The organism is Aminobacter sp. GW821-FHT11F06, assembly GCF_058808215.1.
Genome location: NZ_JBXARL010000009.1, coordinates 226,917 through 248,407 on the forward strand (window position 1 = coordinate 226,917; position 21,491 = coordinate 248,407).

The 21,491-nt window shown below is 63.1% G+C and carries 19 protein-coding genes; 7 read left to right on the plus strand and 12 right to left on the minus strand.

Annotated elements, in window-relative coordinates; all coding sequences use genetic code 11:
- The first annotated feature begins 631 nt into the window (after positions 1–631).
- The 3 genes from AC1RTB_RS21565 (at position 632) to AC1RTB_RS21575 (ending at position 2,930) form a co-directional block, all read left to right on the plus strand.
- Positions 632–817, plus strand: a complete 186-nt coding sequence (locus AC1RTB_RS21565; RefSeq protein ID WP_492879548.1) for a hypothetical protein — start codon at positions 632–634, stop codon at positions 815–817.
- Complete coding sequence (locus AC1RTB_RS21570; protein WP_492879549.1) at positions 817–2,229, plus strand: purine-cytosine permease family protein; 1,413 nt, start codon at positions 817–819, stop codon at positions 2,227–2,229. Before AC1RTB_RS21565 ends, AC1RTB_RS21570 begins: the two co-directional genes overlap by 1 nt.
- A gap of 101 nt (positions 2,230–2,330) precedes the next feature.
- Positions 2,331–2,930: a helix-turn-helix domain-containing protein gene (locus AC1RTB_RS21575; protein ID WP_492879550.1), complete on the plus strand. Its 600-nt coding sequence runs from the start codon at positions 2,331–2,333 to the stop codon at positions 2,928–2,930.
- Between the two features lie 313 nt (positions 2,931–3,243).
- Here the strand turns inward: AC1RTB_RS21575 and AC1RTB_RS21580 are convergent, their stop codons facing one another.
- Both AC1RTB_RS21580 and AC1RTB_RS21585 read right to left on the minus strand, forming a co-directional pair.
- Positions 3,244–3,681 (minus strand): type II toxin-antitoxin system VapC family toxin, encoded by a 438-nt coding sequence (locus tag AC1RTB_RS21580; protein ID WP_492879551.1) that lies wholly within the window; start codon positions 3,679–3,681, stop codon positions 3,244–3,246.
- Complete coding sequence (locus tag AC1RTB_RS21585) at positions 3,681–3,923, minus strand: type II toxin-antitoxin system Phd/YefM family antitoxin (protein ID WP_492879552.1); 243 nt, start codon at positions 3,921–3,923, stop codon at positions 3,681–3,683. The genes AC1RTB_RS21580 and AC1RTB_RS21585 overlap by 1 nt, the downstream gene beginning before the upstream one ends.
- A 503-nt stretch (positions 3,924–4,426) precedes the next feature.
- Between AC1RTB_RS21585 and AC1RTB_RS21590 the strand changes: the two genes are divergently transcribed.
- Complete coding sequence (locus AC1RTB_RS21590; protein ID WP_492879553.1) at positions 4,427–5,608, plus strand: tyrosine-type recombinase/integrase; 1,182 nt, start codon at positions 4,427–4,429, stop codon at positions 5,606–5,608.
- Positions 5,609–5,629: 21 nt separating this feature from the next.
- Here AC1RTB_RS21590 and AC1RTB_RS21595 read toward each other — a convergent pair whose 3' ends face one another.
- From AC1RTB_RS21595 to AC1RTB_RS21630, 8 genes are all read right to left on the minus strand, one after another.
- On the minus strand, positions 5,630–6,148 hold the full coding sequence (locus AC1RTB_RS21595) for an RES family NAD+ phosphorylase (RefSeq protein ID WP_492879554.1): 519 nt from the start codon (positions 6,146–6,148) through the stop codon (positions 5,630–5,632).
- Positions 6,141–6,512 carry an antitoxin Xre/MbcA/ParS toxin-binding domain-containing protein gene (locus AC1RTB_RS21600; protein WP_492879555.1) on the minus strand — a complete coding sequence of 124 codons (372 nt, stop codon included), beginning with the start codon at positions 6,510–6,512 and terminating at the stop codon, positions 6,141–6,143. The genes AC1RTB_RS21595 and AC1RTB_RS21600 overlap by 8 nt, the downstream gene beginning before the upstream one ends.
- Before the next feature lie 92 nt (positions 6,513–6,604).
- Complete coding sequence (gene repC / locus AC1RTB_RS21605) at positions 6,605–7,813, minus strand: plasmid replication protein RepC (RefSeq protein WP_492879556.1); 1,209 nt, start codon at positions 7,811–7,813, stop codon at positions 6,605–6,607.
- A 258-nt stretch (positions 7,814–8,071) separates the two neighbouring features.
- Positions 8,072–9,127: a plasmid partitioning protein RepB gene (gene repB / locus AC1RTB_RS21610; RefSeq protein ID WP_492879557.1), complete on the minus strand. Its 1,056-nt coding sequence runs from the start codon at positions 9,125–9,127 to the stop codon at positions 8,072–8,074.
- Positions 9,128–9,138: 11 nt separating this feature from the next.
- Positions 9,139–10,332 (minus strand): plasmid partitioning protein RepA, encoded by a 1,194-nt coding sequence (gene repA / locus AC1RTB_RS21615; RefSeq protein ID WP_492879558.1) that lies wholly within the window; start codon positions 10,330–10,332, stop codon positions 9,139–9,141.
- A gap of 375 nt (positions 10,333–10,707) precedes the next feature.
- Entirely contained in the window at positions 10,708–10,953 is a 246-nt protein-coding gene (locus tag AC1RTB_RS21620; RefSeq protein ID WP_492879559.1) for a WGR domain-containing protein, read from the minus strand.
- A gap of 252 nt (positions 10,954–11,205) precedes the next feature.
- A complete protein-coding gene (locus AC1RTB_RS21625) occupies positions 11,206–14,688 on the minus strand; it encodes an indolepyruvate ferredoxin oxidoreductase family protein (RefSeq protein WP_492879560.1) in 3,483 nt (1,160 codons plus the stop codon).
- A gap of 9 nt (positions 14,689–14,697) precedes the next feature.
- On the minus strand, positions 14,698–16,101 hold the full coding sequence (locus AC1RTB_RS21630) for an FAD-binding oxidoreductase (RefSeq protein ID WP_492879561.1): 1,404 nt from the start codon (positions 16,099–16,101) through the stop codon (positions 14,698–14,700).
- Between the two features lie 144 nt (positions 16,102–16,245).
- Between AC1RTB_RS21630 and AC1RTB_RS21635 the strand changes: the two genes are divergently transcribed.
- From AC1RTB_RS21635 to AC1RTB_RS21645, 3 genes are read left to right on the plus strand one after another with little or no spacing between them, the layout of a single operon-like run.
- Positions 16,246–16,995, plus strand: coding sequence for a FadR/GntR family transcriptional regulator (locus AC1RTB_RS21635; protein ID WP_492879562.1), 750 nt, complete (start codon positions 16,246–16,248; stop codon positions 16,993–16,995).
- A gap of 38 nt (positions 16,996–17,033) precedes the next feature.
- The gene (locus tag AC1RTB_RS21640; RefSeq protein ID WP_492879563.1) at positions 17,034–18,026 is read left to right on the plus strand and encodes an MDR family oxidoreductase; all 993 of its coding nucleotides are present in this window, start codon (positions 17,034–17,036) and stop codon (positions 18,024–18,026) included.
- A gap of 17 nt (positions 18,027–18,043) precedes the next feature.
- Complete coding sequence (locus tag AC1RTB_RS21645) at positions 18,044–18,853, plus strand: enoyl-CoA hydratase/isomerase family protein (RefSeq protein ID WP_492879564.1); 810 nt, start codon at positions 18,044–18,046, stop codon at positions 18,851–18,853.
- Positions 18,854–18,866: 13 nt separating this feature from the next.
- Here the strand turns inward: AC1RTB_RS21645 and AC1RTB_RS21650 are convergent, their stop codons facing one another.
- Positions 18,867–20,564 (minus strand): AMP-binding protein, encoded by a 1,698-nt coding sequence (locus AC1RTB_RS21650; RefSeq protein ID WP_492879565.1) that lies wholly within the window; start codon positions 20,562–20,564, stop codon positions 18,867–18,869.
- Positions 20,561–21,322 (minus strand): FadR/GntR family transcriptional regulator, encoded by a 762-nt coding sequence (locus AC1RTB_RS21655; RefSeq protein WP_492879566.1) that lies wholly within the window; start codon positions 21,320–21,322, stop codon positions 20,561–20,563. Before AC1RTB_RS21655 ends, AC1RTB_RS21650 begins: the two co-directional genes overlap by 4 nt.
- Between the last annotated feature and the right edge of the window lie 169 nt (positions 21,323–21,491).

The window sequence follows — 21,491 nt, forward strand, 5'->3', positions numbered from 1 at the left end:
GGGGTCGTTGATTGCTCTTTCGACCTTGACGCTACGTAGCTTTGACATTCGTGTCAACAGCCGTTTTGAACTGTTTCGGCGCCCTCAGGCGAAAATGAGCCCACCAAATTCTGTCCGCCACTGTCCCATCTGAGCGCGTCAGAATATCCAGATTGATATCTAACTCATTGATATCACAGTCATATATTCTGACTTCCCCAAAGCGTCCGGGCCATGATAGCCAGCGCAGCTCCTTTCCATGACGCCTATTTTCGTAGCCACAAAACAGATGCATTTCGTCAATTATGTGCACTCTCGCTAATGTTTTTACAGCACTGTCAGGAAAAATGTTTGACAGCGAAATCAAACTGCCGCAACGTAATGAACCGATGGGAGGCTGACCTCGAACGAGGAGATGAGAGGCGCGCCACACATCCAAGAATCTGCCGGAACCTGGGGTCGTTCAGATAGGAGAACCCCGCTTGCGAGCTCCCAAACCTCAAACGGACGCAACGGCCAAGTTGACCCACGCCCGAAAGGGCGCGGCCGCGGCTCTGACCTGCCCGGCACATAAGCCTACCCCGAGCCGAAGCGTTGGAGCTTCTTCAACGCCAGGGCATCGGTATTCATTTAGTCTTTGGAGGAGGATGAAATGACTGTCGCTTCAACCGACAATGAAATGCGTCGGGAACTCAACAGACGACTGAACATCATTGCGGACCCAAACTATGCGGATCCAGCGCGCGCCGACATATCGGGCCGCGAAATCGGCATCTGGTTCGCCGTCACGACCTCTATTCTCATCGTCACGATCGCCATGTGGATCGGGGGCAACTGATGGCCCCCCAACCCAAATTCACCGGCGCAAGCGCTGCCTTCGGCACCCTTCCCGTACTGAAAGAAGAACGCGAGCTCGGCTTCCTCGATCACTCCTGGATCAATATCGGCCTCGCCATCGCCACCTGGGCATTCTTGCTCGGCGGCAGCACGGCCCTTGTCGTCGGCGCCCGCGACGGCATTTACGCGATCATCATCGGCAATGTCATCGGCGTGTCGATCATGGCCGTCAGCGTCTGCATCTCGACCGGCAAATTCGGGATCGAGCAGTTCACCTTGATGCGCAGCGTCTTCGGGCCGACAGGCATTCTGATCCTTGTCGGGTTTTTCCTTGCCATCTACGGCGTCGGCTGGTCAGCGGTCTTGTCGATCATGTTCGGGCGCGCGATCAGCGGCGTCATGAACCAGGTCGGCGGCACGCATATCGGCGAAAACGACCTCGGCGTTACACTCTTTGCTATCCTGGCGATTGCAATCTCGTGGCTGCTGCTGTGGAAGGGCCCGACCGCCGTCAAATGGCTCAACCGTTTTGTCGGCCCCGGCAAGCTCATCTTATGCTTCAGCATCTTGTTCCTGATCTTCAGCCACAAGAGCTGGAGCGACATCAGCAGTGCCGCACCTCTCGCACCGTTTGACGACCACCGGCTCAACTTCATGATCGCGGTCGAATTCAACCTGGCAGCCGGTTTTGGCTGGTGGCCGGTGCTGGGCAACATTTCGCGCTTCACGCGCACGCCCCGTGCTGCACTTTGGCCCAACCTGATCGGCATCTTCGCCGCTGCCGTGCTCGGCGAACTTGTCGGCTTGTTTGCCGCGCTGAGCCTTGGGTCGCATGACCCGACCGCCTGGATGATCCCGCTTGGTGGGGCGGTCGCCGGCGTGACGGCACTGCTGTTTGTCGGACTGGCAAACATCACCGCCATTGTCAGCATCTTCTACGGCATGTGCCTGGCGATGCGGCAGGCCGGCGGGCGCTACTTCGAGGCGCTCCCATGGGGAATACTCACCGGCGCGCTGTTTGTTCCGGTCATCGTCATCGCCTTCTTCCCCGGCCAGATCTATGACAACTTCTTCAAGTTCCTCGCCTGGACAGCACTTGGTTTTGCTCCGCTTTCCGGCGTAACCGCAGTGGACTATCTGATCCTGCGCCGAGGCCGGATCAAGCAGTGCGACGTCTTCAACGACGGTGCCGATTCCGACTATGCGTTCTGGCGCGGCATCAATCCGGCCTCGTTCCTGGCGCTGGCAGGTGGTGGCGCCGTCTATTACGCCTTGTTCGATCCTCAATCGCTTGCCGCGCATGGGCCATTCATCTGGGTCGGCGCGTCCGTTCCCGCCTGCCTGGTGGCAGCGCTGCTGCACTACATTTTGACGAGGTCCTTTGTGATGCCGGCAAGGCTCGGCGGATATTGATCTCTGTTCCGGGTGATCCGTTCAAGGCCACGGATCACCCGAATTTGTTCGAACCTGGCGCGGCCGCACCGCACCTGATCCCTCAACGCCATCAGACTCCGATGACCGTGAAAAAAGCCAGAGAACCATTGCTGCACAATGCAATTGGTCGCGAAGTTCGCGCCTTTCGAACGCGACACGGCATGAAAGTGAGTGACCTGGCCGCAGCTACAAACCTTTCGGTTGGAATGCTGTCAAAGATCGAAAACGGGGGCATTTCACCCTCGCTCACCACCTTGCAGGCCATATCGCGTGGCCTGGCCGTGCCAATCACCTGGCTGGTGAGCCGCTTCGAAGCCGAACGTACTGCCGTCTTCGTCAAAGCGGGGGCACATTGCGATACCGCTCCAAACAGCGCTTCGGCCAGCCGGCCGCACAAGCCCCGCGGCCACGCAGACATCAACGCCGATGGACTTGTCGTCGAGCGGCATATGATCACCCTTACGCGTGAGACAGACGTTTTTCCGCCAGCCAGCCATCAAGGCATGGTTTTCCTCTATATGCTGCAAGGCGAAATCGTCTACCGCCATGGCTGCAGCCTCCACCGGATGACGCCGGGGGACAGCCTGCTTTTTGACGCAGCGACCCAACATGGTCCTGACGAACTGTCCGAGCTGCCCATCCGCTGCTTGTCGATCACGTCCTGTCGTCAGGCCAGATAACTCGACTGCCAGCAAATCCGACACGTTTGGAAACTGGTGAGCTTGACCATCCTTTGCAGGCCTATTGCCAGGCAGACCACTGGAAAAGCCTGAGCTAAGACGGTGTTCGGTTCGCCCCCGTCTCGGAGCGCTAAAAGCCCCCAGTGAGCCGGGCTTACCGAGGTGGCCGCCCCAGGCGGGGGAAAGCTGTTGTCGAGCCCGTCGACGGGGACACGCCTCCTCCGAAATGACTCGAAAGTCAGAGTCCGCGCGACCGTTTTCGCGTCAATCTGACAAAGGCCGCAGGGCTCTAGGAAACGACCCCTCCCCCAGATCAAGGCAAAGGCGGCAGAGCTAGAAAGGGATCAAGCGCGGGAATACCCAAGGGCTCGAAATGCCGCATATTCCTGGTAAGTACCGTGAGGCCGTGCACCTGGGCAGTGGCAGCGATCGCGATGTCCTCGAAACCCGGTTGGTGAGCGCGTGCACGATCAAGAATCTGACCGGCAGCATGAGCGCACCTCAAATCGAATGGTAGCAGTTTCTGCGCATAGAGATACTCGATGCTCTGCCACCATTCGTTCAGTGTCTTCACCTTGGTGATTGCGCCTTCCCGCTCAGCCTTCGCAATGCCGGATACCACCTCAGTTGCAGATATGACGGACAGGAACAAATACGGACTGGCTTGATCAAGCCAATCGATCAGCCGACCCTGCCCACCCCGTTTCGACGGCGCAAGTGCCGAAATCACATTGGTATCGACCAGGAACATCAGAGATCGATAGCTCGGCTCGGTTTCCCGCTTCGTGCAGGGATATCTGCCTCATCACCCGGAAAGGACGCCAGCAAGCGCCCGAAGCTTGGGACTTGCGAAAGCTTTTCGTATTCATCGAACGAAAGCACAACTGCTTCCTTCCTGCCGTGCCTGGTGATGATCGCCGGATTGCCGCGAACTGCCTGATCGACAACGGCAGACAACGTTGCCTTGGCGTCCTTGAGCTGAATCTCTCTCATTTTGCCCACTCAATGATGACTACTGTAGTCATATAGCTGCCTAGGCCCGCTGAAGCAAGGAGCCTGGAGCCTCAGCAACGATGTCGTCCGTTCGTTTATCCTTGTTCTCTCTATGATTGGAGATCTGACCGAACGACCGCCTCGCAGGCCCTCCAAATGGCCCGCGACACTCAAAATCAGCGCGCTCGTTGACCACAGGGACGACACTCGCACTTCCGCAAGCCCACCCGCCGCCTGGTCACTGGACGGACAAGTTGTTTAGCTTCTAGACGACGCGCGACTCAAACGACCGCACGATGTAAGGCATTGATTAACCTTAATACATTTCAGAAAAACAAAGCTAAGTACCACTTCTCTTTAGCCAGAACGGGCTATCCAAATTGGCTTTTTCACTAGTGATAATCTCTTCTTATCGATAATGATTGATTTCAGAGTCGAAATGGCTCAAATCCATGCCGGACATGGCCGCCTGCGGCGTCGGAAATCAGCGGAAAGGACGTCTTGTGGCCAAACTGCCGACAGCTGCAGACGCCCGGCTTGCCGAAGCTGTCGCCCGCCGGGCCGAGGCGCTCGATGCCCTTGATGCGGTGTTGCCGTTCGAGCGCCGCACGCAGCTGGCCGGATTCCTGACCGACGCGGATGTCGCCACCTTGCGCCATCTCGCCAGCCAGGGCCTTGGCCCAAACTCGCTGCGGGCGCTCACGTCCGATCTCTTCTACCTCGAGGCCTGGGCACTTGCGGCAACAGGCGTGGCGTTGCCGTGGCCGGCGTCGGAAGCGCTGCTGCTGAAATTCGTCGCCCATCACCTTTGGGATCCTGTCCGCCGCATCAGCGATGATGCCCACGGCATGCCCAACGAAGTGGCAACAGCCCTTGTCGCCCAGGGCCTGCTCAAGGTGACAGAAAGGCCGCATGCGCCGGCGACCGTACGGCGCAAACTGTCAAGCTGGTCGACGCTGACCAGATGGCGCGGCCTGGTCGGCGATTTCAACGCCCCTAGCCTCAAAAGCGCTGTCAAACTCGCCGTGCGCGCCACGGATCGGCCGCGTCAGCGCAAGAGCCCAAAGGCGGTCACATCGGACATTCTGGCGGCGGTGCTCAAGACCTGTGCTGGCGACAGCCTTGTCGAAAGCCGCGATCACGCCCTGCTGCTGACCGCCTTTGCCTCGGGCGGGCGCCGACGCAGCGAGATTGCGTCCCTTCGCCTCGACCAACTGGTGGAGCAGGAGCCGGTGCCGGCCGATCCGCAGGCCGCTGGCGGCGAGACGCTGCCGTGCCTGGCGATTCAGCTCGGCCGGACCAAGACCAGCGATGCCGACAGCCGCAACGAGGTGCTGCTGATCGGCCGCCCGGTCACAGCACTGAAGGACTGGATCGCCCGGGCCAATCTCACCGAAGGCGCGGTGTTCCGCGCCATCGACCGCTGGGGCCATCTCCAGCGCCGCGCCCTGACCCCGCAGACCGTCAGTCTGATCCTGAAACGCCGCATCGCCGCAGCCGGGCTCGACCCTCAGGAGTTCTCCGCGCATGGCCTGCGTTCGGGCTATCTCACCGAGGCCGGCCGCCGTGGCATCCCGCTGCTCGACGCCATGCAGCAGTCGCAGCACCGCTCGTTCAACCAGGCCTCGGCCTATTACAACGATGCCGAACGCAAGCTCGGCAAGGCCGCACGCTTGATCGTGTGAAGGGTGACGGTCCAGCGCCACTCACAGCCAGGAGGCGGGCGTCTTGGGCAGCCGCTGGTCAGGGTCGATAACCCTCAGCGAAGGCTTGCCGGCCCCGTTCCAGCGCCACAGGGCAACGCAGCTACCGCCTGGCGACATGAAGGAGGGGTAGACGACACCGTCAAAACCCTCCGACAACAGCCGTTGCCGCAGCAGATGGGTTTCAGGCGTCCTGCCCTCGTCGAGATCGGCACGCCACTCGCATCTATGAATGGCCGCATCGACGTTGAGCCCCTCCAGCACCGTGGTTTCAGTCAGATCGGCCAGCCTCGCGTCGGACAGCTCAAGCTGGGCGATCAGCGCTGGATGCTGGACAAAGCCCTGATTGTACTCAGCCCAGGCGGTGGAAAGCTCGCAAGCGGCATAAAGCGCTGGCGCGCCGATCGGATTCCAGCGTCCGCCAAAGCGCGCCGCACCCTCGCCCGACAGCGGCATGTGCGCCCATCGTGGCACGAAGGCCCGCCACAAGGTCCGGATTTCAGGCGTGGAGGCGTCAAGCATAAACGCCCGAGCGCACCGCCTCCAGATAGGCGAGAACCTTGTCGGCCTTGCCCTCGCCGACCAGATCATAGGCCGTCTTGCCGGCCCAGCCCGGGATCGGCTGATGCTTGAACCAGATCACCGCGCGGTTTTCGTCGCCGCCCATTTCTGCCGCCATCGCCAGAATGCGCACGACCGGGCTCAGCGCCTGATCGACCTTGCGCGCACCCGATCGCGCCGTCAGGGTGTTGCGGGCAACACCGACAAGCCGGGCCAGTTCGGACTGGGTCACGCCCAACAGTTCCGACACGCGCCGCGCCGACAGGAAAGGTGAACGGGCTTCACCGAAATGCGCCGCCGAAATCCCCAAACTCTGAGCCGTCATGATCTGCTCCTGTCGTGGTTTGATATCCATACGGTCAATATGTGCTCATTTCGCGCTCAATTCAAGCTCAAGGCGGCGGGCTCGCAACTGTTTCATCCTGCCTTGGCCTGGGCCCCTCCCCTGCCGCGCAGCAGCGCCATCAGCACCGGCCCGATGGAGAACGCGCCGGCATTGGCCTTGGCTGTCAGGCTGCGCAGGTAACCGCCGGGGCTTGCAATCGCCTCACCCCGCTGCAGCATCGCCGCCACCATGATCGCGGCATCGACAGCCCCCATCGCCTCGCAGGCCTGGTTCCACGCATCCGGGCTGACGCCAAGGGCGCCGCGCACCAAATTCGCCGTTTCCACCAGATCGGCCCAGCCCGAAATGCCGTTGCGTGCGTAATCGGTTATGTCAGGGCAGGCACGCAGCACCATGCCAAGCGGATATCCCGTTGGTGGCTGGCTCTTGGTCTCCAGTTTCACCGCAGCGGTCGCCCCCTGGTCTTCTCTGAAGCCGGGTTCAAATTCATGAGGTCGTGTATTTGAATTCTGTATGTGGCGCTCGAAATGAGACTCATTGGCGCTTGTTTCTTCAGTTTTAACGTGACTTTCCAGCGTCTTGCGCACCTCCTGGGCAAGCAACGAGAGCTCAGCGGCAATCGGTTCGAGCTCAAGGCGGCTCGCCGTGCGCGGAATGGCGGCTGCGATCTCGCGATATTGAAGATGCAGGCGCTGCCAATCGGCCTTGATGCCCTCCTCCATGCCGAATGCGATCATCTTGGCGATGTCGCGGCGCAGGATGGTGATGCGCTCGCGTACGAGCAGCAATGCCCTTCGCTCGGCCCTGACAGCCTCGGCCATGTGCTCGAACTCTTCGGCACGGGCCAGAAGCGGTGAAAGGTCGAAACCAAAAGCCTGCTCGATCGCGCCGTCAAAGCCCTTGCGGGCGTAGCGCTTGCCATTGGGGCTGTCGCGGCGCACCACAAGGCCGCAGTCGACAAGCACCGAAAGATGCCGCCTGAGCGTTGCCGGCGCCATGCCATGCGCCCTGAGCGCCAGCTGCGTGTTGGAGGGAAACACCACTAGCCCCTCCCCTTCCATCAGATCCGTGTCGGGATGGAAGCTCAGCAGGGCGTTGAGCACCGCCAGCGCGCGATCGCTCGCCCCCAGCAGTCCCTTGGCCTCGCAGACGGCGCGAAACACCTGCCATTTGTTGGCACTGGCGCCGGCCGCGCAATTGTCGGCCGACATCTGCCCCGCCACCATGGCAAGCGACAGCGACCGCCGCCCAAAGGGCGTCGTCGAAATATGCTCGATCATCCTCGTTCACCTCACTTGGAGGCAAGCCAAAGGCGTTCCGGAACGCGTCCAGTGGTTGACAAGTCAGCCCGGAAATGATTCTCTCACAATTGCTACATTGATGAGGGCTTCCGGAATGGCGACGTTTCGGGGGCCTTTTTCTTGCCTAGTATCCTTCTATTTCCAGTCCTCTACGCATTTGGCACTGACGCCCTACGCTCCACTTCCGCGGGGTGCTGCGTTGAAGCATGCGCCCGATTCGCGGGGACGTGGATAAATTTAGTTTTGCCCGGCCGACTGGCCACGCGCCTCTTCGAACCTTTCCAACAGCTTGGGCAGTTCCTCGCCGAGAAAATCCTCAAAACCGTCGGCAATCTTTTCCACGAAATCGACCCGCGCCTTGCCCTTGGCAACACTGAGATGCGCCACCGCCCTGCCCTCGCTGTCACGGATTTCGCGCGCGCCGCCGACAACTGGTTGGCCCCTGCGCTGCAGCCGCGTGAACAACAGGTTGAAACGTTCGTCGCTGGTCGCCTCGCGGAACCTTCTGCTGGTGACCTCGTCGTCGGCCTTGACGCGTGACGCCTCGCTCTTGAGCAGCTCGGCAAGCGCCATCCAGCGCGGCCTGCCGACCTTCGGTGCCGCGCCGATGGCGCGCACGATGTGTTCGGGCACGGCGTCGGCCACCTGCAGGAAGCGCGTCATCTCGGCCTTGTGCAGCGACAACGCGTCCTGGACGAGCCCGCGCTCGAAGCCGCGGCCGATCAGTTCGTGGGCAAACAGCGCGCGCTCAATGAAAGACAGATCGCGCCGCTCGGAGTTTTCCTTGCCCTGGGCCAGCACCAGCTCGACATCGGAGAGCGTCCGCACGATCGCCAGGGCGGGAACACCGAGCCTGCTTGCCGCGCGCACACGACGATGGCCGTAGGCGGTCTGATAGCGGCCGGGCTTGTCAGGGTGCGGCCTCAGCAGCACCGGCACCTGCTGGCCGGAAGCCTCGATGCTGGCGACGAGTGCTTCGAAGTCATCGTCCTGCGCGCCATGGTCAAGCCGGTCGGCAACAAAGGAGGCCTCGATCAGCGTGGTGTCGATCTGGATCACGCGCTCGGCGGTGTCGAGGCTTGCCTTGATCTGGCGTGCCTCTTCGATCTCCCGGGAGAGGCCACCGAGCGAAAGCCCCATCGCCTTGACGGCACCCGAGGCGCTGCGCGGCCGCGCCGTTTCTGTCTCGGCCGATTTCGTTTCCGGTGCTTTCTCGACCGGCATTGCAGGCATGGCTGCGGAGTCCGCCGTGCCGAAAAGCGCCTTGAGCTGGTCCTTGCGGTTTTGTGCCATCTCAGCCTCCCTCAGCCCGCCCGGTTCCAGGCTTTAAGCATCAGGGCTTCGACTTCGCCGTTGACAGCTGTCAACGATTCCATCGCGCGGTCGTAGGTGACGCGGCTGAAATTCTCGCGCGCCACTTCGTAGAGCGTCTGCTTGGTCAGGCCAGCGTCGGAAAAGGCGGTCGACTTAACCAAAGGCGCGGTCAGCACGCGATCGCCAAACAGCGAGCGCAGGAAGCCGACGATCTGCGTCTGCGGGCCGTCATTGGGCTCGTAGCGCGTGATCAGATAACGCATGAAATCGAAATTGAGCTCGCCGCCGGCCTCGCGCACCACCGACAGCAGATCGGCGGTCATGAACAGGAACTGGCTCATCGAGGCGACGTCGAGCATCTGCGGGTGAATGGTCACCAGCACGGAGGTCGCAGCACACAGTGCCGAGAGCGTCAGGAATCCAAGCTGCGGCGGGCAGTCCATGACGACGACATCGTAGTCGTCGGCGACAGTTTGCAGCGCTTCCTGCACGCGGGCAAAAAACATCGCCTTGCTGTCGCCAGCCTGGCGCGCCGCCAGCATCTGCGGCGTGGTGTGCTCGAACTCCTGCAGTTCGAGATTTCCGGGCACGAAATCGAGCCCGTCGAAATAGGTGCGGCGGATGATTTCGGAGAGCGGACGGCGCTCCTCGTCATAGCGGATCGCACCGTAGAGCGTGTCATTGCCGTTGAGGTCGAGTTCGGGCTGGTAGCCGAACAGCGCCGACATCGAGGCCTGCGGATCGAGATCGATGGCAAGCACGCGATAGCCGGCGAGCGCCAGATGCTGGGCGAGATGGGTGCTTGTCGTGGTCTTGCCCGAACCGCCCTTGAAGTTGGTGACGGCGATGACCTGCATATGCTCGCCGCGCGCGGCATCGCGGCGCGGCAGATAGTGGCGCGCCTTGGTCGGGTTCTGCTCGGCGAGATGGCGGCGCAGCCCGTTGATGTCGTCGAGCGCGTAGTAGCGGCGCCCCCCTGCCCCGGTCTCGGGCTGCGGGCCTTCACCGGCAATGGAGAGCTGGCGCAGATAACCGTCGGTGACGCCGATCAGGCGTGCCGCCTCGCCGCTTGAAAACTTGCGCAACGCCTTCTTCGAGGTCGGCGAAAACAGCCGGTCGCGCATCGCCTGCAACTGCGCCGACAACATCTCGGCGTCGCGCGCAATGGCGCGGTCGGTCGCCATGACCTCGGCCTCTTCGCTCGCGTTTTCCGCCCGTGCTTGAACTGCCCCTACCAAGTCTTTAGTCCCCTCTCGCCCTCCGGCAGCCACACTCGCGGCGCGCCGTCAGGCTTCGTTAAGATTTATGCGCCGATTCGCTGCAGAATCCGAATCCGGGTTACGCCTTCGCACATTTTAACGTGGCGGAGCGTGGATAACGGTTTGCTGAAGCGGTTACGCCGGACGCATCGAATTACGACGATTTACCGTAACAAGGGTGCTGGAGAGGTCGAGTCGAGTCAACTTATTTATAGTTAACGGAAATTAACCATTGTGACGGACGCGAAACGGCTGATGACAGCGGTCGTTTCGGCCCTGTCATCAGGTCGTTGACAGCTGTCAACCGACAGAACTGTAGCCGCGCTTGACCTTGGACGCGGCCAGACGGCGCAAAGCCTCCTTAGCCTGGGCGACATCGGCGAAGAGATCGAGGCGTCGTCGGCCCGACGTGCCGATACGTCCCCATTCGCGCACCAGCGCCGCATCGCCAAACAGCGAGTGCTCGACCGACAGGCAATAGAACCGCGCCATGTTCCGGCTCGGGTCTCGACGCTGAAGATGGAGTGGGGAGGCCGGTTGTTCCATGTCGGCCAGAATCGCGCGCGGCTGCTCCACCGTCCAATGAAAGTGCTGAATCGATCAGGGGCGATTGATTCAAAGCAATGATGGGAAAACCACGAATGACGAAGAGGTGATGAGTCGCTTGCGCTGCCCCTCATCCGCCTGCCGGCACCTTCTCCCCGTATAGAGACGGGGAGAAGGGACACGCCGCGACAGCAACGCGCCCCTTGCCGCGTTTACGGCCGGCGGCGCCCGGTTTGTCGCAAGGGAAAAGCGCTATGCCGCCTTGCCGAGCGAAGTTGCCTGATCGAAGGCCTTCAGCAGCTCGGCCTTGCGCTTTTCGAAATGCTCGACTGATGCAAGCTTCACATGACCGTAGCCGCGAACCTCGTCCGGCAAGCGCGCGAGTTCGGTGGCGGCTGCGAGATTGTCGGGCGAAAGCCGGGCAGTCAGGTCTTCGACCAGCGCAAAATAGTCGGCGATCAGGCGCCGCTCCATCTTGCGCTCGGCGGTGCGGCCAAACGGATCGAAGCGCGTGCCGCGCAGGCCCTTGAGACGGGCGAGCACGGCGAAGGCGGGCTCAATCCAGCGGCCAATGGCGATCTTGGCCGGATGGCCGGTGCGCGGGTCGGTGCGGGTCAGCATCGGTGGCGCCAGATTGTACTGCAGCTTGAAATCGCCTTCGAACTGCTCGGCGAGCTTTTGGCGGAACACCGGATCGCGATGCAGCCGCGCTACCTCATATTCGTCCTTGTAGGCCATCAGCTTGAAGGCGGACTTGGCGACCGCATGGGCGAAGGCTTCCTGCCCTGGCACTGCAATCGCCGTCTCGGCACGCCGCACTTTTTCGACCAGCGCACGATAGCGCTCGGCATAAGCGGCGTTCTGGTAGCCGGTGAGGAAGGCCACGCGGCGCGCGACGATCTCGTCCAGCGTCGCCTCCGGTGCGGGGGCAGACACAACGCCCGCCTGGCGGCTGACGAAGTCCATATCCTCAGCCGAACGCCGGCCCCAGGCGAAGGCGGCGCGGTTCATGGCGACACCAGCACCATTGAGGTCGATGGCCTTTTCGATCGCCTCGCGGCTGATCGGCACAAGCCCCTTTTGCCAGGCATGGCCGAGCAGGAACATGTTGGCGGCAATCGCGTCGCCGAAGAGTGCCGTCGCAAGCTTCATGGCGGGAAGGGTCGTGAGTGCGTCGTCGCCGCCGGCATTGCGCAGCCGACGCAAAGTGGCGCCTTCGCGGAAGTCGATGGTGGTGTCCTTGACGAAGGAGGCCGTCGGGGCGAAGTGGTCGTCGACCACGGCCCTGGTCCGCCCCTTGCCAAAGGTGGCGATGGCGTTTGGGGACGCGGCGACCACAAGGTCAAAGCCAAGCACCAGGTCGGCCTCGCCGGGCCCGATACGCGCCGCATTCAGCATTTCGGGTTGCCGGGCAAGCCTGATATGCGAGACCACCGCACCGTTTTTCTGCGCAAGGCCGGTCTGGTCGAGTGTCACCAGCGACAGCCCGTCGAGATGGGCGGCTTGCGAGAGGATCGCGCTGACCGTAATGACGCCTGTGCCGCCGATGCCGGTGAGCAGCACGCTATAAGGCTCGTTGCCCAGTCCAGGGCGATTGGGCTCGGCAAGGCCGGCATCGACGCCACCGGCAGCCTTGGCGCGCGGCTTGCGCAGGCGTCCGCCTTCGATGGTAACGAAGCTCGGACAAAAACCCTTGATGCAAGACAGGTCGGTGTTGCAACTCGACTGGTTGATGGCGCGCTTGCGGCCGAACTCGGTCTCGCGCGGTTCGATGGAAATGCAGTTCGACACGGCCGAGCAGTCGCCGCAACCTTCGCAGACCAGTTCGTTGATGAAGGCGCGCTTGGGCGAGACGGGATAGGTTCCGCGCTTGCGCCGACGGCGCTTTTCGGCGGCGCAGACCTGGTCGTAGACGAGCACGGTGACGCCCTCGACCTCGCGCAGCTCGCGCTGGACCTGGTCGAGTTCGTCGCGATGACGCACATTCACCGAACGCGGCAGCTGGCCGGCCAGCAGTTGAGGGCGCTCGGAGACGACGACCACTTGCTTGGCGCCTTCAGCCAGGACCTGGCCTACGATCGAGGCCACCGACAACTCGCCATCATGGCGCTGGCCGCCGGTCATGGCGACGGCGTCGTTGTAGAGGATCTTGTAGGTGGCGTTGACCTTGGCGGCGATGCCGGCGCGGATGGCGAGCAGGCCGGAATGGAAATAGGTGCCGTCGCCCATGTTGACGAAGATGTGCTTCTCGTCGGTGAAGGGCGAAAGCCCGATCCACGAGCCACCCTCGCCGCCCATCTGGGTAAAGGTCGAGGTGTCGCGCTCCATGCCGATCACCATCATGTGGCAGCCGATGCCGGTGGAGGCGCGGCTGCCCTTGGGCACGACGGTCGAGGTGGAATGCGGGCAGCCCGAGCAGAAATAAGGCTCGCGGTTGAGCAGGCCCGGTTCGGCAGGGGAGGAGAGTCCGACAGTTGACAGCTGTACAGCGCGCGCGGCGAGGCCGGCATCTTTCGTGCCGAGCCAGGACAGGATGGCGCGCGCCACCGACAGCGCGCCGATCTCGCCGATCGAGGGCAGGAGCGGGGACCCATCCGGACCGGTCTTGCCGAACACCTGCGGCCGGCGGCCGCCAGGCAAGTTGAACAGCTGCGACTTGATCTGCTCTTCGATGACGGGGCGCTTTTCCTCGACAACGAGGATTTGCTCCAGCCCGTCGGCGAATTCGCGCAAGCCTTCCGGCTCCAGCGGCCAGACCATGCCGACCTTGTAGAGGCGGATGCCAAGCTCGGCCGCGCGGGCTTCGTCGATGCCGAGCAGCGATAGTGCGCCCTTGAGGTCGAGCCAGGATTTGCCGGTGGAGACAATGCCAAGCCTGGCCTTGGAGGAGGGCCAGACCTGCCGGTCGAGATGGTTTGCCCGGGCGAAGGCCAGCACTGCCGCAAGCTTGGTCTCGAGCCTGCGCTCCATCGCCTGCTGTCCGTCGGGCCAACGCATCGACAGGCCGTCGGCGGGAAGCGACAGGTCGGGCGTGACGATCTCAAGTCGGGTTGGATCGAGGTCGACGGTCGCCGAGCATTCGACTGTTTCAGTCTGGCACTTGAAGCCGACCCAGGCGCCGGAATAGCGGCTCATCGCCCAGCCAAGCAGGCCATAGTCAATGTATTCACCAACACCTGCCGGCGACAGCAGCGGCACCATGGCCGAAATCAGATTGTGCTCGCTCTGGTGGGGCAGGGTGGACGACACCGCGCCGTGGTCGTCGCCGACGAGCAGCAGCACGCCGCCATGCTTGCTGGTGCCAACAGCATTGGCGTGGCGGATGACGTCCATGGTCCGGTCGACGCCGGGGCCCTTGCCATACCACATCGAAAAGACGCCGTCGTAACGCGCGCCGGGGAACATGCCGGTTTGTTGCGTGCCCCACACGGCGGTCGCCGCCATGTCCTCGTTGAGGCCGGGCTGGAAGACGATGTGGCTGGCCTTGAGGTATTTCTTGGCGCTGCCCATCTCCCGGTCGAAGCCGGCTAAGGGTGAGCCGCGATAGCCCGAGACATAACCCGCCGTGTTGAGGCCGGCCGCGAGGTCGCGCTGGCGCTGGACCATCGGCAGGCGCACCAGGGCCTGCGTGCCCGACACCAGGATGCGGCCGCGCTCAAGCGTGTAGCGCTCATCAAGCGCTGAGGGCATGTCGACCTTTTGGGCGCCATTTTCAGGGGACTTCACTGCAGTCATGGTGGATTCTCAGACGTTGAGCGGGGCAGGCGGCATATCGAAGATGCGGCCCGGATTGAGGATGTTGCGGGGGTCGAGCGCTGCCTTGAGACGTCGCATCGCAGCCAGTTCGGCCGGGTCGCGCGTCAGGTGCAGATAGGCCTTCTTGTCGAGCCCGATGCCATGTTCGGCCGAGATCGATCCGCCTGTCTTGGCGACGCAGTCGAACACCGCCTTGGCGACCTCGTTGGGCCTGTCGGTGCGAACGACATAATGCAGATTGCCGTCGCCGAGATGGCCGAAGACGTAGTCTTGCGCCACCGGATCGGCACGGCTTTGTGCAGCCTTGGCCAGATCGAGGAACTCGCTTATGCGCGGCAACGGCAGGCTGACATCGAGGCTGAGCATCACGCCTTCGGCGAAGAGGAAACGGTTGCAGTCGTCGCGCAGCGTCCACAGCGCCTGGAACTCGCGCTCCGACTGCGACAGCACGACATCTTCGACCAGCCCGTCCTCGATCGCCTGCGACAGCGCCTCGGTGAAGGCTTCTTCGTCGGCGCCTGGCGTCATGCCCTGGATGTCGGTCAGCACATAGACCGGCGATGACAGCGCGACCGGAGCGGTGAGCCCGAGCGCCGCGACCATGTCGCCCATCAGCGGCTCAAGGATAACCTCGAAACCGGAAAGCAGGTTGCCGAGGCGGCCGCGCAGGAATTTGAGCAGGCCAAAGGCAGCGTCCAGCGAAGGCAGCGAACAGAAGGCGGCCGACTGGGTGACCGGCTTGGGATGCAGCCTGAGGCAGGCGCGGGTGACGACGCCAAGCGTGCCTTCGCTGCCGATGAAAAGCTGGCTCAGATCGTAGCCGGAATTGTCCTTGGCGAGCCCCTTGAGCGAGGACAGCACGGTGCCATCGGCAAGCACGGCCTCCAGCCCCAGCACCTGGGCGCGGAAATTGCCATAGCGCAGCACGCGGATGCCACCGGCATTGGTGGCGATGTTGCCGCCGATGGTGGCGGTGCCACGCGCGCCGATGTCGACGCCAAAGACCAGCCCCGCCGCATCGGCCTTTTCCTGCACGACCTGCAAGGGCACGCCGGCCTCGGCGATGATGGTGCCGGCCGTCGGCTCGACATCCTGCAGGGCGGTCATGCGTTCGAGCGACAGCACCGCCTCGCCGGCAAGCACCCTCGCCCCGCCTGACAGGCCGGTACGGCCACCCTGGACGACCAGCGGCAGACGCGCGGCGTTGCAGGCGTTGAGGATTTCGGCAACTTCGGACGTATTGCGCGGGCGCAACACCAGTTCGGGTCGGGCGCCTGATATGCCGGAAAGGTCGTCGCTGTAGCGCGGGTCGATGGCATCGCCGGCCAGGATCGCAGCCTTGTCGAGCCGCGTCTGGAGGGTGGAAAGAACCTGATCGGTCGGTCGCGCCATGATGCCTGGATGGCCCGGAGGAAGCCATTTCCGGGCGCTGTCTCGGGTCAGCTTATTTCGCTTGCAATATTTGTCAAACCTATATTGTTTATTCACATGACGAGACGGGAGGCGGCCTTTGAAGGTCGCGCCGACGGAGGTCGAATGCCGATCGAATATCAGGACGTGGTGCGCACGGGCGTTGCCCGGCAGGTCGCCGACAAGATCCGCGCTGCCATCCTCGACGGCCGCCTGCAGATCGACGAGCGCCTGCCGACCGAAGAGGACCTGGCCAAGAGCTTTGGCATCTCCCGTCCCACGGTGCGCGAAGCGTTGAAGCGGCTCGCGGCCCAGAATCTCATCCGCTCGCAACGCGGCCCGACCGGGGGCACCTTCGTCAGCCGCCCAGATCCGGAAGGCCTGTCGTCGGCGATAACAGGGGCTGCAACGCTTCTGGTCGGCGTCGGTGCCTTCGATATCGACGAGATCATCAGCGCGCGGCTCGAGACCGAGGCGATCTGCAGCCGGCTGGCCTGCGAACGCCGCAGCGACGCCGATCTTGCCGCGATGCGCACCGAGGTTGCGCTGCAGCGCTCAAAATCGCTCAGCGACGAGGATTTCTGCGCCTCCGACGTTCGTTTCCACCGCGCGGTCGTCAAGGCAGCCGGCAACGGCCCGCTTTCCCTGATGATGTACACGGTGGTCGAGGCCTTCATGCCGATCACCAACATGATCGTGTCGCATGTGCGCGAGCGCAGCACCGTCGCCGACTTCCACGAACGGCTGGTATCGGCCCTGGAAGCGCGCGACGCCAAAACCGCGACCTCTGTGCTTTTCGAGCTGCTGACCTATGTTCGCGACAGCTATGCGATCAGCCTGGCGCGGCGCGCCGAACGCGAAGCCATATCAGGCTGACGCACGAGATTTACCCCTATGATTTCCTGGAGACTATCATGAGCGAGACTTTCACAGCTTTGATGCTGGAAGATGTCGACGGCAAGCCGCGCGCCGGCTTCCGCGAGATCACCAAGGCCGACCTGCCGGACCATGACGTGCTGGTCGAGGTCGCCTATTCGAGCCTCAACTACAAGGACGGCCTCGCCGTATCGGGCAAGGGCCGCATCGCGCGCCGCCTGCCGATGGTCGCCGGCATCGACATCGCCGGCACCGTGGTCGAGTCGCGCTCGCCGGCATGGAAGGTCGGCGACCGCGTCGTTGCCAATGGCTGGGGCATGTCGGAAACCGAATGGGGCGGCTACACGCGCTTCCAGCGGCTGAAGCCGGAATGGCTGATCTGCCTGCCCGACGCGTTTTCGATGGAACAGGCGATGGCGATCGGCACGGCAGGCTACACCGCAGCCCTTTGCGTCGACGCGCTTGAGAGCTGGGGCTCGATCCAGCCCGGCAAGGGCGAAGTGCTGGTGACGGGTGCTGCCGGCGGCGTTGGTTCCACCGCTGTCAGCCTGCTTTCCTCCAAGGGCTACACCGTCGTTGCCTCGACCGGCCGCGCCGAGACGCATGATTACCTGCGTTCGCTGGGCGCCACCTCCTTTCTCGACCGCGCCGAGCTCGCCGGCGAGGTCAAGCCGCTGCAGAAGGAGCGCTGGAGCGGGGCCGTGGACTCGGTCGGTTCGACGACGCTTGCCAATGCGCTGGCCCAGACCGTCTATGGCGGCGCGGTCGCTGCCTGCGGGCTTGCCGGCGGCCACAACCTGCCCGGAACCGTGATGCCGCACATCTTGCGCAGCGTGACGCTGATCGGCGTCGATTCCGTTTACGCACCGCTGCCCAAGCGCCAGAAGGCCTGGCAGACGCTGGCCGATCATCTCGACCGCGCCAAGCTTTCGGCGATGACCGAGGTTCACAAGATGTCGGAACTGCCCGAACTCGCCAACCGCATCCTGGCGGGTGCCGTGCGCGGCCGCGTCGTCATCGAAATCGCGTAAAGGGGAGGGGAGAGACCATGAGCAGTGAAGTCGTAATCTGGGAAAAGGACGCCGAGGACGCGTTCGTCACCTTGACGCTCAACCGTCCCGACAAGATGAACGCCATGAACCAGGAGCTCGGCGACGCGCTTGAGGCGGCGATCGACCGCGCGGTCAAGGATCCTGAGATCCGCGCGGTGATCATCACCGGTGCTGGCCGGGCGTTCACCGCGGGCTTTGATCTCGGCGGCGAAGATTTCGAGATGGACACCGAGGCCTGGCGCGAGGACATCGGCGCTAATATGCGCCGCATGAAGTTCATCCGCGAAGCGCCGATCCCGATCATCGCCGCCGTCAATGGCTATGCGCTGGCCGGAGGGCTGGAGCTGATGATGTGCTGCGACATGACGATCGCCGCCGAAGACGCCATGCTCGGCGAGCCGGAAGTGCGTCACGTCTCGGCACCACCGACGCTGATGCTGCCCTGGACGGTGCCGATGATCCACGCGCGCCACCTGATGTACACTGGCGATCTGATCGACGGGCGCGAGGCTGCGCGTATCCATCTCGTCAACAAGGCGGTACCGCGCGACCAGTTGAAGGCGGAAGCCGAAAAGCTGGCGCGCAAATGTGCCCGCATGCCCGGCGCTTCGATCAAGTTCGCCAAGGCAGCGCTCAACCACCAGCAGCAGACCGCAGGCCTGGAAAGCTCGTGGACCTACAATCGCGAAACCACTGCCATCCTGCATGGCTCGGAAGAGGGACGCCACTGGATGCGGCTGCTCAAGGAGCATTCGCTGAAGGAATTCCTCGACATCCGCGAAAAGCCGTTCCGCGATCTCGACTAAGTCCGCAGATGCGTCAGGCGCCTTTGGGCGCCTGACCTCCACCTTGCTGCAGCGCTTCGAACAGTTCGGCGTTGTTGCGCAGATAGCGCGACTGCACGATCTGCCCCTTGTCCGACAGTTCACCCTTGCTTCGGTCTGCCGGTGTCGTCGCCAGATCGAAGCGGGCAATCGTTGCGGAGCCGCCGGGATTGGCCGCGTTCCAGCCAGCGATGCGCGCGCTGAGTTCATCGACGCGATTCCTGCCCACCGCCGAGGGGAAAATCAGCGCCACCAACCGGTCGCGGTTCTCGCCTGAAATCACGATGTCGTCGGCAAGCGGCGCGCATTGCGCCATCAGGCCGGCGCGCAGCGGGCCGGTGCGCACCTTGACCCCGCTCGACAGCTTGAAGTCCTCGGCAAGACGGCCATCGAAGCCGAAAACCGGAATGCCGTCCGACCGCGCGCGAATAACCGCGGCGTCGCCGGTGCGGTAAAAGCCGAACTCATCCATGGGCAATTCGACCCTGCGGCCCTCGATGAGGTAGCAAGGTGCTATGTTGGGACCTGAAACACGCAATTCGCTGCGGCCGTCGACATCGACCAGCGCGATGCGATGACCGGGGAGGGGGTGGCCAAGTTCGCCCGGCCGCTCCAGCGGCACAGGCGACAGCGTGATGGTCGAGGCGGCCTCGGTTGCGCCGTAGCCTGACAGGATCTGGAAATCGCCATGCCTGTCGCGGAAATTGGCAAGCCTGCGCCACAGTTCGGCATCGATGCCGGCCCCCGCGAAGAAAATGGCGCGCAGCTTGCTGGTGAAGGCGCGCGCAGCGGCCTCGTCATTCTCCAACCGGTCGAGCAGCAGCTTCAGACCGAGCGGCACGGCGACATGCATGGTCGGCGAAACCTCCGCCATGATCCGCACGCTCGCTGCGATTGTCGAGGGGCTGGGCGCGGCATCGACATGCATCGCGCCACCATTCCAGATCACCTTGAAGATGTTGTCGAGGCCGCCGAAGACATGATGCCAGGGCAGCCAGTCGACGAGCACCGGCGGAGTTTCGACCACAAATGGCCACATCGCCGCGATGGCGCCCTGGTTGGACGAGATCATGCCGCGCGTAATCGGCACGCCCTTGGGTGCGCCGGTGCTGCCAGAGGTGAAGAAGATCGCCGCCCAATCATCGGGCGCGGTTTGTTCGTCGGCATCGAGTGCTGCTTCGCCCATGCTTTCGCGCGCCAGATCGGCAAGGGAAACCGCATTCATGCCTTCGATGGCCGGATGGCCCGCCGGCGCGACAATCAGCCTGGGTTTGGCGGCGGCAAGAAAAGGCCTTGTCGCTTCACTTTCGACGCCGTCGCGGAAAGGGAAGGGCGGTAGCGCCGCATGGACGAAACCGCCGGAAAGGCAAGCAAGCTTGAACACCAGCGCGTCGATGCCCGCCGGCGCCAGCGTTGCCACGCAATCGCCCTTGGCGAGGCCGTAGAGACCCGCCAGCAGCTGCCGCATGGCGCGAGCGCGGGAAAGTGCGTCGCCATAGCCGATCGAGCGCCTCGTGCCTTCGCCGGGCTCGGACAGGAGCACCCTGTCGGGCTGCTCGGCCGCCCATTTGGTCAGCCGCGCAAGAATGTCCGGCAGGTCGCCGGGCAGAGGGGTCGAACTGCGATAAAGGCGGCGCCCATCCGGGAGCTGCTCTTCAACCAGCTCCTGGCCCGGGGCCACCAGAACACTCATCGGGCTTCTTGCCTCTCGGCAGCATCGGCCTGCCGCGCCGACAGCGCCTTTTCATAGACGCTCGACTGGTAGGCGATGAGTTCTTCGAAAGCGGCGGTAGCAGCGGCCGCATTGCGGGCGCGCAAGGCTTCCAGGATATCGGCGTGCAGCGATACCACCCGGCCACGCTCGCGGAAGCGGAACGAGATCATGTTGGTTGCCGGGATCAGCGAGTCGTTGACCACCAGCATGATGAAACGCAGTTCGTTATTGCCCGTTGCCTGGGCGATGGCATGGTGGAAGGCGACATCGAGCCGGCAAAATTCCTCGTCGGAAATGTCGTCGCGCTCGAAGGCCTCCAGCGTCGCCTCGATCGATTCAAGGTCCTCGCTGGTGGCGCGCTCGGCGGCGAGCTGAACACAGGTGCGTCCGAGCAAAAGCCGCGCCTCGACGATTTCGTTGAGACCAAAAACACCAAGGCCGACGAACCAGGTCGTCATTTCCTGCAGCATCTGGCTGGCTGCGGTGAGCGAGGGCGCATTGACGAAGACGCCGCCATTGGGCCCGCGCTTGGAGCGCACCAGCTTCTTCGCCGCCAGGATCTTGAGCGCCTCGCGCACCGTTGGCTGCGAGACGCTGAAACGCTGCGCGATCTCGGCTTCGGACGGCAGTCGCGCCTCGACGCTGAGCGTGCCTTGCACGATCTCCTGCTGGAGCGCCGTCGCGATCTGATGTGCCAGGCTTTTGGTCGCCTGGACTGCCTGCTTGGCGTCCTCCATGCGCGTATTCTCTCCCTCGTTGGCCGCTTCTTATTATTTCAATATTACAATATCTAAATTGTTGACCGCCTGATCAGAAAATGCAAGCCTTCGATCCAACAGGGCTGCGCTTTCGACCCGCGACGCAAGCCACAATAAGAACTTCAGCGGGAACATGGGAGATAATTTC

Excerpts from the sequence above, each read along its gene's own strand:
- AC1RTB_RS21565 (WP_492879548.1), top strand. The coding sequence starts at position 632 with ATGACTGTCGCTTCAACCGACAATGAAATGCGTCGGGAACTCAACAGA.
- AC1RTB_RS21570 (WP_492879549.1), top strand. The coding sequence starts at position 817 with ATGGCCCCCCAACCCAAATTCACCGGCGCAAGCGCTGCCTTCGGCACC.
- AC1RTB_RS21575 (WP_492879550.1), top strand. The coding sequence starts at position 2,331 with ATGACCGTGAAAAAAGCCAGAGAACCATTGCTGCACAATGCAATTGGT.
- AC1RTB_RS21580 (WP_492879551.1), bottom strand. The coding sequence starts at position 3,681 with ATGTTCCTGGTCGATACCAATGTGATTTCGGCACTTGCGCCGTCGAAA.
- AC1RTB_RS21585 (WP_492879552.1), bottom strand. The coding sequence starts at position 3,923 with ATGAGAGAGATTCAGCTCAAGGACGCCAAGGCAACGTTGTCTGCCGTT.
- AC1RTB_RS21595 (WP_492879554.1), bottom strand. The coding sequence starts at position 6,148 with ATGCTTGACGCCTCCACGCCTGAAATCCGGACCTTGTGGCGGGCCTTC.
- AC1RTB_RS21600 (WP_492879555.1), bottom strand. The coding sequence starts at position 6,512 with ATGACGGCTCAGAGTTTGGGGATTTCGGCGGCGCATTTCGGTGAAGCC.
- repC (WP_492879556.1), bottom strand. The coding sequence starts at position 7,813 with ATGATCGAGCATATTTCGACGACGCCCTTTGGGCGGCGGTCGCTGTCG.
- repB (WP_492879557.1), bottom strand. The coding sequence starts at position 9,127 with ATGGCACAAAACCGCAAGGACCAGCTCAAGGCGCTTTTCGGCACGGCG.
- repA (WP_492879558.1), bottom strand. The coding sequence starts at position 10,332 with ATGGCGACCGACCGCGCCATTGCGCGCGACGCCGAGATGTTGTCGGCG.
- AC1RTB_RS21620 (WP_492879559.1), bottom strand. The coding sequence starts at position 10,953 with ATGGAACAACCGGCCTCCCCACTCCATCTTCAGCGTCGAGACCCGAGC.
- AC1RTB_RS21625 (WP_492879560.1), bottom strand. The coding sequence starts at position 14,688 with ATGACTGCAGTGAAGTCCCCTGAAAATGGCGCCCAAAAGGTCGACATG.
- AC1RTB_RS21630 (WP_492879561.1), bottom strand. The coding sequence starts at position 16,101 with ATGGCGCGACCGACCGATCAGGTTCTTTCCACCCTCCAGACGCGGCTC.
- AC1RTB_RS21635 (WP_492879562.1), top strand. The coding sequence starts at position 16,246 with ATGCCGATCGAATATCAGGACGTGGTGCGCACGGGCGTTGCCCGGCAG.
- AC1RTB_RS21640 (WP_492879563.1), top strand. The coding sequence starts at position 17,034 with ATGAGCGAGACTTTCACAGCTTTGATGCTGGAAGATGTCGACGGCAAG.
- AC1RTB_RS21645 (WP_492879564.1), top strand. The coding sequence starts at position 18,044 with ATGAGCAGTGAAGTCGTAATCTGGGAAAAGGACGCCGAGGACGCGTTC.
- AC1RTB_RS21650 (WP_492879565.1), bottom strand. The coding sequence starts at position 20,564 with ATGAGTGTTCTGGTGGCCCCGGGCCAGGAGCTGGTTGAAGAGCAGCTC.
- AC1RTB_RS21655 (WP_492879566.1), bottom strand. The coding sequence starts at position 21,322 with ATGGAGGACGCCAAGCAGGCAGTCCAGGCGACCAAAAGCCTGGCACAT.